8 protein-coding genes and 1 pseudogene are annotated in these 10,291 nt (G+C 71.0%); 6 read left to right on the forward strand and 3 right to left on the reverse strand.

Going from position 1 to position 10,291, the window contains the following annotated elements:
• Window positions 1–479, reverse strand: a 479-nt coding sequence (locus tag A9X03_RS02165) for an alpha/beta fold hydrolase (protein WP_197508529.1), incomplete at its 3' end; no start/stop codon positions are given.
• A 165-nt stretch (window positions 480–644) separates the two neighbouring features.
• Between A9X03_RS02165 and A9X03_RS02170 the strand changes: the two genes are divergently transcribed.
• The 3 genes from A9X03_RS02170 (at window position 645) to A9X03_RS02180 (ending at window position 3,658) form a co-directional block, all read left to right on the forward strand.
• Window positions 645–1,001 (forward strand): hypothetical protein, encoded by a 357-nt coding sequence (locus A9X03_RS02170; protein WP_067756521.1) that lies wholly within the window; start codon window positions 645–647, stop codon window positions 999–1,001.
• A gap of 252 nt (window positions 1,002–1,253) precedes the next feature.
• On the forward strand, window positions 1,254–2,393 hold the full coding sequence (locus A9X03_RS02175; RefSeq protein ID WP_067779568.1) for a PPE family protein: 1,140 nt from the start codon (window positions 1,254–1,256) through the stop codon (window positions 2,391–2,393).
• 104 nt (window positions 2,394–2,497) lie between these two features.
• Window positions 2,498–3,658, forward strand: coding sequence for a PPE family protein (locus tag A9X03_RS02180; protein WP_067756541.1), 1,161 nt, complete (start codon window positions 2,498–2,500; stop codon window positions 3,656–3,658).
• Here A9X03_RS02180 and A9X03_RS02185 read toward each other — a convergent pair.
• A complete protein-coding gene (locus tag A9X03_RS02185; protein WP_068259451.1) occupies window positions 3,647–5,995 on the reverse strand; it encodes a heavy metal translocating P-type ATPase in 2,349 nt (782 codons plus the stop codon). The two genes, A9X03_RS02180 and A9X03_RS02185, sit on opposite strands and share 12 nt — an antisense overlap.
• Before the next feature lie 99 nt (window positions 5,996–6,094).
• On the opposite strand from A9X03_RS02185, the gene A9X03_RS02190 reads away from it, so the two are divergent.
• Both A9X03_RS02190 and A9X03_RS02195 read left to right on the forward strand, forming a co-directional pair.
• Window positions 6,095–6,508: a CBS domain-containing protein gene (locus tag A9X03_RS02190; protein ID WP_156670143.1), complete on the forward strand. Its 414-nt coding sequence runs from the start codon at window positions 6,095–6,097 to the stop codon at window positions 6,506–6,508.
• Window positions 6,505–8,037: an FMN-binding glutamate synthase family protein gene (locus tag A9X03_RS02195; RefSeq protein WP_068259454.1), complete on the forward strand. Its 1,533-nt coding sequence runs from the start codon at window positions 6,505–6,507 to the stop codon at window positions 8,035–8,037. Before A9X03_RS02190 ends, A9X03_RS02195 begins: the two co-directional genes overlap by 4 nt.
• On the opposite strand, the gene A9X03_RS02200 is transcribed toward A9X03_RS02195, so the two are convergent.
• Complete coding sequence (locus tag A9X03_RS02200) at window positions 8,012–9,955, reverse strand: HAD-IC family P-type ATPase (protein WP_231975327.1); 1,944 nt, start codon at window positions 9,953–9,955, stop codon at window positions 8,012–8,014. The two genes, A9X03_RS02195 and A9X03_RS02200, sit on opposite strands and share 26 nt — an antisense overlap.
• Between A9X03_RS02200 and A9X03_RS28105 the strand changes: the two are divergent.
• Window positions 9,938–10,291 (forward strand): annotated as a pseudogene (locus A9X03_RS28105) (cation-translocating P-type ATPase); the annotation flags it as partial. The gene A9X03_RS02200 and the pseudogene A9X03_RS28105 overlap by 18 nt on opposite strands.

A 10,291-nucleotide genomic window follows, 5' to 3' on the forward strand; every position in this document is an offset into this window, starting at 1 on the left:
TCCCCCGTTCCCCACATGGAGCCCATCAAGGCAACGACTTCCTCGGGAGTGGGTCCCTCGGTGCGTTCGGCGACCGGATCGGCGTAGCCCTCCAGTACAACAAGTGCCGTTGTGCGTGACGGATGTGTTGCCGCGAACAATGCCCCGGTCGCGAACGCGCCATCGATCAAGAGGAGAACCGCTTCAGCGCTCCCGAGATCGTCGAGCACCGCCGTGATGCTGTCGGCCCATTGCTCCAAGGTCGGCAGGGCACCAGGCTCGACAGGATCTGACGCCCCAGTGCCCGGCTGGTCGAAGAAGATCAGCCGACCCAGCGATGTCACCGCCTCGACCCAACCCTGAATCGACGGCAGCTCCGGAAAGACCTCGCAGTTTGTGAACCAGTTCGGGACGAACACAATGTCGCGAACACCTTCACCCGACGCCCGATACGCGACGCGCAAGTCCCCGTTCATCGCATAGCGCGTCTCCGAGAACATTGCGGAAGTCTAAGTCTCGGCCACGCGTCCGCCGATATTTATGCAGCTAGGTCGCGGCGCGGGACTCTTCGTGGGATCGGTAGCGATCCGGTCATTGTCTGCTCATCTGAGCAGCGCGAGCGGATACTGATCCTCAGCATCCAGCGTCGAGGAAAGGCGCAGGCCATGTCGAACAATCACAAGGTCAGGAAGGTCGTCACCGGGGCACTGTTGTCCGTAGGGGTGGCGGTGGCGGGCCTGGGGCTCGGTGCGGGCACCGCCGGGGCGGAGCGCAATCCCGCCCCGCAAGTCATCGGCCCACTGCCCCTGGACAACTTCACGGTCCCGCACGACTGGTGCCCGGGGCAGCCGTTGCCGATGCCGGATGTCCGGTGGGACATGGGCGTCTGCCACCACTGGTACTGGGTTCCCGTCGGCGGCATGGGCAACGTCGGCCAATTCGTGTGGGAGGGGGACGCGCCCCGCCGCCCGCTCGGCCCGCCGCCCTGCTACGGCGCTCCCATCTGCTTGCCCGGCCTGTAGGCCTTGGCAAGGTCGCGCGCGGGGCGTCGGTGACCGTCTGAGGAAGCCGGCGGCCGGGCCGGAAAAAGGCCACGTCGGGCAAGCCTTTGGATACCCTAATGTCACGGGTATATCGTTCGTCACATCCGGAACTCGACGGGGAAGGATTAGGGCGGCACCCTGGGGGGTGAATGCGTAATGTTTCCGGTCTCTTTGCAACCTGGTAATCGAAATTTTCCGGTCGCGTACTCGGCATAGACAATGTGAGATGTGATGGACCTATTCGCGCCACCTGAGGTCACCTCGACCCTTATCCACTCCGGTCCCGGAGCGGGTTCGCTGGTCGAGGCTGCCGGCGCGTGGCAGAGTCTCGCCGTCGAGCTGGAGAACTCGGTCGGCGTGTACGCGTCCGTGTTGTCGTCGTTGATCGAGTCGTGGGACGGGCCGTCCTCCATGGCGATGCTGCAGGCCGTGCAGCCCTACCTGATCTGGCTGCGCGAGACCGCGCAACAGGCCCACCAGATGGCCGCCTCCGCGGAGTCGGCCGCGGCGGCGTTCACCGCCGTCCGCGCGGCGGTGGTCCCGCCCGCGGTGGTTGCCGCCAACCGGGCCCGGCTGTTGCAATTGCTGGCCACGAACCGGTTCGGCCAGAACACCGCGGCTATCGCCGAGACGCAAGACGAATACCAGACCATGTGGGCGAACAATTCGGCCGCGATGAGCCGCTATCAGGCCACGTCGTCACAAGCGACCACGTCGCTGTCCCAATTCAATTCGCCGCTGGCCATCGCGAACCCGTCGTCGACGGTCAACCAGCAGGCTGCGGTCTCGAATGCGTCGCTGCTCGGCGCGTCGAGCACGGGCAACATCATCGACTCGCTCGGGGTCACCCCCTTCGACCCCAACGCCGGCTGGTTCAGCTACTTCAGCACCTGGGGCAACCAGTTCATCTCGTCCGGTTTCCCGATCAACCTGCTCAGCTACCTGGCGCAGAACACCTCGGCGCAGGCGCTGCAGGGCGTGGGCAGCGACATCGGCCTGGGGCTCTCGGAGGGCGAGGGCGCGCTGGCGTCGTCGATCACCAGGCTGGCGGGCGCCGTCTCGGCCGCGCCGGGCGGTGCGGCCGCGGGTGCCATGGGGGTAGGGGTCTCGCTGGGCAAGCTCACCGCCCCGCCGGCGGTGGTGGGTCTGCTGCCGGGGACGCAAACCCCGGTGCAACTCGCATCGTCGGTGTCGCCCCTGCCCGCCGAGCCCGGGCTCACCGGCATGCCGCTCATGCCGATGATGCCGGTGCCTCCGGGCAGCTCGGCGGGCAGCGGCTGGCGCAAGCGCAAGCAGCAGAAGTTCGAAGACCTTGAATACGGGGCGGAACTCCCGAAGAAGGTGATACACCGACCGCCCAGCGGGGGATGAGGAACGACGATGGTTCCTCACCACTCCGGAAGCAGAATTTCGCCGCCGGATAGGTCGACGGCGCGACTCGCCGCCCGCCCTGCTCTTCCATTGGGCGAGACGTGATCGATTTTGGGCTGCTGCCGCCCGAAGTCACCTCGGCGCTGATCCACTCCGGACCCGGCGCCTGGTCGATGATCGAAGCCGCCGCCGTGTGGCAAGAACTCGGCGCCGAATTGGAGGCGACGGCCAGCAGCTACACCGCGGAGCTCGCGTCGCTGGCCGGGACCTGGCAAGGGCCGTCGGCGATGGCGATGGCCCAGGCGTTCGAGCCGTACCTGGCGTGGTTGCGCACCACCGCGGCGCAGTGCCAGGAGATCGCCGCCTCGGTTGAAACCGTAACGGCCGCATTTGAATTGACGCACTGGACGGTGGTGCATCCCTCGGTCGTCGCGGCCAATCGCGCGCGGCTGGCGATGCTGCTGGCCACCAACTTCTTCGGCATAAACGCCCCGGCCATCGCCGAGACGGAAGCCGAGTACAACGCGATGTGGGTCAACAACTCGGCGGCGATGTACCGCTACGGCGCGACCTCGCTGAGCGCGGTGAAGCTGTCACAGTTCTCGTCGCCGCCGCCCGTCGCCAACCCCTCCGGCGTCTCCACCCAGGCCGCCGTGTTGCCCGCCGCCACGGGCACCACCCAGACCACGGCCAACCTGCTGGCCGCCTCGTCGACGTCCAACGCGGGGACGATAATCGACCAGCTTGGTGTCAGCCCGTTCGACCCCAACAAGGGCTGGTTCGCCTATTTCAGCACCTGGGGCAATCAATTCATCGCCGGCGGCTTCCCCGTCAACCTGCTCAGCTACGTCGCGCAGATCAATGCGGCCCAGGCGCTGCAGGGCGTCGGCTCCGACATCGGCCAGGGCCTCGCTGAGGGTTCGGCGGCGTTGAGCACGGCGGAGGTGAACCTGGCGAACGCGGTCAACTCCGGCGGGCTGGGGCTGGCGCCCCGGGGTGCGATGGGCGTGTCGGTGCTGGTGGGCAAGCTGAGCATGCCGCCCGCCACGGTGGGCATGTTGCCCGGCGCCCAGCCACCGGTCCAGCTCGCCGCCGCGGTGTCCCCGCTTCCGCCGGGGGGAGCCCAGCCGTCTGGTCTCCCGATGGTCCCGGTGCGGCCGCCGCTGGGTGGCAAGGGCGGGGGCGCCGGGCGCGACTACGACGACATCGAAATCGGCGCGGAGCTGCCCGGCACGGTCATGAAGCGGCCACCGTCAGCGGGATAGCTTGTGCGCCAAGCGGTTCGGTTCATTGGGCTCGTCGTCGGCCAGGGTGAAATAGCTTTCCTCCTCCTGCAGGAAATGCAGGCGTAACAGGGCATGCAGCCCGTAGAGGCACGCGAGCAGGTCGTCGACCTGGTCGGCGCCGATCGCCCCGCTTCTTCGGGCCAGGGTCAGGTGGGCGCCGATCCGGTCGGAGAGGCGCTGGATTTCGGCGTGGGTCCGGCTCATCGTGGCGGTCGCCTCGCTGGTGCCCAGCGGGTGGGCCAGCGCCGGGTAGAGCTGCGTCTCCTCGGCGCGCTCGTGCGGGATGATCCGCTCGACGAGCACGGCGTACGCCTGGCCGATCGACTCCAGGGCCGACTGGTCGGCCGCGGCCGCCAACCGATCGGCGGCGCCCCGCAACAGGTCCACGGCGTCGCGCAGTTCGTCGTGCTCGGCGTCGAAGCGCCGCAACAGCTGTTCCGTCGGCGCGGGAAGGTCGACCTCGATCTCGGGATTGCCGCGCAGGGCGCGGAGCGCGTTGAGGATCACGGCGACGTCGATGCCCTCCTGCACCAGCGCCCCCACCGCCGGCGGCAGCCACCCGAAGGCGGCGACGCCCATCGCGGCCAGCGACAAGGCCATGCCGACGACGGCGCTCTGCACCGCGATGCGCCGCGACCAGCGGGCGATGTCCATCGCGTCGGCGAGCCGCTCCAGCCGGTCGGTGGTCAACACGATGCCGGCGGCCTCCGAGGACGCGGTCGCGCCGCGGGCGCCCATCGCCACGCCGACGGTGGCCGCGGCCAAGGCGGGCGCGTCGTTGACGCCATCGCCGACCATCACGGTCACCGCGCGGTCACACTCGGCGCGCACGGCGGCCACCTTGTCGGCCGGGGTCTGCTCCGCGTACACCTCGTCCAGACCCAGCACGGCGGCGACCTCGCGGGCGGGCTCGGCGCGATCCCCGGTCAGCATCACCAATCGGTTCAGCCCGGCCTCGCGGAGCCGGCGCAGGGTCCGCGGCGCGTGGCGGCGCAGCGGGTCACGCAGCAACACGGCGCCGACGGGTCGCCCGTCGACGCACACCCACGCGATCGCGGCCCCGTCCAGCAGGGCGCGATTCACCACCGCCCGCGCCCATTCCGCGTGCGCGGCGCCCCGCGTGAGCTTGCCGACGTGTACCCGCCGGCCGTCCAGGGTGGCGGTGACGCCCTGGCCGGGTTCCTCCACCACCTCGGTGGGCAGCGAGAGCTCCAGGTCGCGGGCCCGCGCCGCGGTGACGATCGCCTCGGCCAGCACGTGCGGGGACATCTGATCCACCGAGGCCGCCACCCGCAGTATCTCGATCGCGTCGCGTCCGGGCGCGGCGGCGACGTCGATGACGGCGGGGCGTCCCATGGTCAGGGTGCCGGTCTTGTCCATCACCAAAGTGGTTGCGTGCCCGAGGTTTTCCAGAGCGCCCCCGCTGCGGATCACCACACCACGCCGTGACGCCCGCGACAACCCGGACACGATCGCGACGGGCGCGGCGAGCAACAGCGGGCAGGGCGTCGCCACCACCAGCACCGCGACCGCCCGCACGGGCGACCCGCTGGCCAGCCAGGCCGCCCCGGCCACCACCAGGGTCAGTGGCAGGAACCAGGCCGCGTACCGGTCGGCGAGCCGAACCACGGGCGCGTTCTGGGCCCCGGCCTCCGCGGCCAGGCGGACGATCTGCGCGTAGGTGCTGTCGTCGGCGGTGGCCGTGGCCCGCATCTCGAAGGCGCTGCCCGCGTTGACCACGCCGCTGCGCACCGGCTCACCGTCGGCGCGCTCCACCTGCAGCGGTTCGCCGGTCAGGACCGATTCGTCCAGCACCGCCACCGCGCCGGCAATGCGCCCGTCGACGGGCACCACCTCGCCCGGGCCCACCACCAGCAGGTCGTCGATCGCCACGTCCGCGAGCGTGATGACGTCCACCGCCGATCCCACCCGGCGGCGGGCGAACCTCGGCGCGTGTTCGAGCAGCGCCCGCAGGTCGTGGGACGCGCGGCGCTCGGCGGCGGCCTCCAGCGCCCGCCCGCCGGCCAGCATCACCGCGATCAGCGCGCCCGCGAGGTACTCGCCGACCAGCAGCGTGCCGACCAACGACAACACCGCGATCAGGTCGACCCCGAACCGGCCCCGGCGCAGCGCCGCCAGCACCCACACCACCGCGGGGACCACCGCCACCACCGTGCCGGCGATCCAGCAGCCGTCGGCGACCCGTGCCGCCCCCGCCAGCCAGGCGATCCCCCCGGCCGCCAACGCGACGACGGTCGCCGCGGCCAGCACCGGCTCCACCCAGCGGCCCAGCCGCTCACGTGCCACAGCGCCCATGGGTGCCAGCCTGATCCCAGGCCCCGGCGACGGCTAGGGCCGGATGGACGCGGATTGAGGACTCAGGTCACTAGAAAGGTCCGCCACCGGCTGGCAAGCATGGTGGACGTGACTGACATTTCTCCGACGGGGTCCCTCCCGATCGCCACCATCACCGGCGACCCCGTGGCACGCGTACCCATCAACGCCACGATCGCCGACGTCGCCAGGGCCATGGTGACCTGCGACGTGGGCGCGATCGTGATCGGCGACGACCCGCGGCCGGCCGCGTTGGTCAGCGAGCGCGACATCGTGCGGGCGGTGGCCGCGGGGCGGAATCCCGCCACCACCCCGGTCTCCGAGGTGGCCAGCACGAAACTGGTGTGGTGCGACGCCGAGGCCTCGGTGGACCAGGTCGCCGCGCGGATGATGGACCGCTACATCCGCCACGTGCTGGTGGAGCGCGACGGCGCGCTGGTCGGCATCGTCTCGGCCCGTGACGTGCTGGGCGTCTACACGAATTTCGATTCTTGAGGCCGCGCGCGGTCGCCGCGGTGGTCGGCGGTGGCCTGGCCGGGCTGACGGGGTGGGATCTGCTGCAGCGGCGGCACACGATCCTGCGCAACTACCCGATCATCGGGCACCTGCGGTTCCTCCTGGAGGCGGTCGGCCCCGAGCTGCGCCAGTACATCGTCACCGACAACGACGCCGAGCGGCCGTTCAGCCGCGACCAGCGGCGCTGGGTGTACACGTCGTCGAAGCTGGCCAACCGGTACTTCGGCTTCGGCACCGACAACGACCTGGAACGGGTGCACAACTATCCGATCATCAAGCACGCGGCGTTTCCCGTCGCGGCACCGGCGGACGCGCCCGAGCACCCGGACCCCGCCGTTCCGTTGCCGGCGGCGAAGGTGCTCGGCGGCGCGCGGGGCCGCGCCAAGGCCTTCCGTCCGTCGTCGGTGGTCAACGTCTCCGGGATGAGCTTCGGCGCGCTCGGCGGCGCGGCCATCACCGCCCTGAACAAGGGGGCGGCGCTGGCCGGCGCCCTGCACACCACCGGCGAGGGCGGGGTGTCGCCGTATCACCTGAACGGCGGTGACCTGGTCTGGCAGGTCGGCACCGGCTACTTCGGCTGCCGCGACGACGACGGCCGGTTCAGCCTGCCCCGGCTGGTCGACCGGGTCGCGGCCACGCCGGCGATCCGGGCCATCGAGATCAAGCTCAGCCAGGGCGCCAAGCCCGGCCTCGGCGGCGTGCTGCCCGGCGCCAAGGTCACCCCCGAGATCGCCGCCATCCGCGGGGTGCCGGCCGGGGTGGACTGCAAGAGCCCGGCCGGCCACTCCGCGTTCCGCGACGTCGACGGGCTGCTGGAGCTGGTGGAGACCATCGCCGCCGCGACCGGGCTGCCGGTGGGCATCAAGTCGGCGGTGGGGGAAGAGCGGTTCTGGTGTGAGCTGGCCGCGCGCATGGCCCGGACCGGCACCGGCGTCGACTTCGTCACCGTCGACGGCGGCGAGGGCGGCACCGGCGCCGCCCCGCTGGTCTTCACCGACCACGTCGCCCTGCCGTTCAAGTGGGCGCTCCCCCGGGTCTACCGTGCCTTCGCCGAGCACGGCCTGCACCACGACGTGGTGTTCGTCGGGTCGGGCAAGCTGGGCATCCCGGAGAACGCGCTGCTGGCGCTGGCCACCGGCTGCGACATGGTCAGCGTCGGGCGCACCGCGATGTTCGCCATCGGCTGCATCCAGGCCCAGCGCTGCCACACCGGCCGCTGCCCCTCGGGTGTTGCCACCCAGTCGCCGTGGCTGCAGCACGGCCTCGACCCGGACCTGAAGTCGGTGCGCTGCGCCAACTACCTGGCCACCCTGCGTTTCGAACTGGCCCAGCTGGCCCGCACCTGCGGCTACGTCCATCCGGCGCTGGTGCCGCTGGAGGCCATCGAACTGCTCGACATCGACATGAAGACGGTGCAGGTCAACGAGTTGCTGGGCTACCAGCCCGACTGGGGTTTGCCCGGGCCGGCCGACATCGAGGCGATCACGACCCTGATGACCGCAGGATGAATTTGCGGATTTCGCTCACCCACAGGACGGTGCTGGCCATCCCGATGCACACCAGCCACTGGCTCGCCGACAACGGCGTGGTGGTGAAGGCGGTGTTGAGGGCGGGCAGCTGAACGACGGCCACCTGCAGCAGCGCCGACAACCCGATCGCCGCCCACAACCACCCGTTGGCGAAGAACCCGCGAAACGCGGTCGTCGTCTCCGAGCGGGCGTTGATGGTGTTGACCAGCTGCGCGATCACCAGCACGGTGAAGCCCGCGGTGCGGGCGGTGTCCACGGAGGACGGCAGGGGACCGTCTGGCGCGTAGAGGTGCATCGTGAACAGCGTGGCGGCGGCCACGGCCGCGCCGATCACGACGATGTTGTTCCACATCCGCGCGTCGATGACCCGGTCCGACGCCGAGCGCGGCGGCCGGCTCATCAGCTCCTCGGTCTGCGGGTCCACGCCCAGCGCCAGGGCCGGCGCGCCGTCGGTCAGCAGATTGATCCAGAGGATCTGCGTGGCCAGCAGCGGCAGCGCGATGGAGTGGTCCCGCGCCAGGCCGACCGCCCCGGCCAGCACCACGCCGAAGAAGACGGTGAAGATCTCGCCCATGTTGGAGGAGAGCAGGTAGCGCAGCGTCTTCTTGATGTTCGAGAAGATGCCCCGGCCCTCCCGAATGGCGTGGACGATGGTCGCGAAGTTGTCGTCGGCGAGGATCATGTTCGCCGCCTCCCTGGCGACGTCGGTGCCGCTGCGGCCCATGGCGATGCCGATGTCGGCCGATTTCAGGGCGGGCGCGTCGTTGATCCCCTCCCCGGTCACGGCGACGATCTCGTGGTCGGCCTGCAGGGCGTCGATGATGCGCTGCTTCTCGGCCGGATCGACCTGGGTGAACTGCGAGTGCAGGCGCACGGTTTCCCGCAGCTGCTCGTCGTCCAGGGTGGCCAGTTGAGCGCCGGACACGGCCGCCTCCCTGTCCTCGATGCCCAGCTTGCGGGCGACGCGCGCCGCCACCCGGGGGTGGTCGCCGGTGATCATCACGACCCTCACCCCCGCCCGGCGCGCCTCGGCGATCGCCGCCGCGGCCTCCGGTCGCGGCGGATCGGTGATGCCCACCATGCCCAGGTAGACCAGGTTTCCGTCCGACTGGTAGGCGACCGCCACCGCGTGCAGGGCGTCCAGCGCGAGCCGCTCGGCCTCGCCCCGGATCGTGGCCCTGGCCGACTCGTCGAGCGGGGCGAGCCGCCGGCCGGCCTGCAGGTAGGTGCAGCGGTCGAGCAGCCCGTCGGGGTCGCCCGTCGTCACGCGCGCCGGGGCCGGGCGCGAGCCGTCGTCGAGCTTGCGGTGCGCCACCAGGAAGGCCGCGTCGACGGGATCGCCCTGGACCGTCCAGCGGCCGTCCTCCTCGCGCAGGGTGGCCGCGCCGGCGGCAGCACCCCCGTCGAGCACCAGCGCGGCCTGCCGCCACAGGTCGTCGCCCTCGGGCAGTGCGACCCCGTCGCGCTCCAGGCGACCCTCGGGCCGGTATCCGGCGCCGGTGACCTTCACCTCGCCCAGGGGCGTGACGACCCGCACGATCGTCAGCTCCCCGGTCGTCAGGGTGCCGGTCTTGCCCGAACACACCACCGATGCCGAGCCCAGGGTCTCGGCGGACGACAGTTCCTTGACGACGGCGTTCCGGCCGGCCATCCGCCGCATCCCCAGCGCGAGCACGACCGACATGATGGCGGGCAGGCCTTCCGGAACGGCCGCCACGGCCAGCGAGACACCCAGCAGCACCGCCGTCACCACGTCGTGAGCGCCGTGGATGCCGAAGACCAGGAGAATGGTCGCGATCACCACGACGGCGATCACCAGCACCGCGATGCCCAGCAGCCTGCTGGCCCGCGCCACCTCGCGCTGCAGCGGCGTCGCCTCGTGGTCGACGGTCCGCACCAGCCCGGCGACGTCCTGCTGCTCGCCGAGGGCGACGCGGTGGCGGCGGACGCGAGGCTGCTGTGGGCCGCGGGCCTCGAGGTGTCCGAGGCCGCGCTGACCGGCCTGAGTGAACCCGTGCCCAAAGCCGCCCAGACGCTGCCCGACTCGGCGGATCGGGACGACAGGGCCGACATGGTGTTCAAGGGCACCGCGATCGCCAAGGGCGTCGGGCGGGCGGTGGTGACCGCGACGGGGATGGCGACCCAGACCGGTCAGATCGCCGGGCTGGTGCGGACCGTCGACCACGAGGCGACGCCGCTGCAGCGCGAGGTGGCGCGGGCCAGCAGGCTGCTG

The sequence above is a fragment of the Mycobacterium sp. E1715 genome, from assembly GCF_001667625.1.
In the GTDB taxonomy this organism is placed as follows: domain Bacteria; phylum Actinomycetota; class Actinomycetes; order Mycobacteriales; family Mycobacteriaceae; genus Mycobacterium.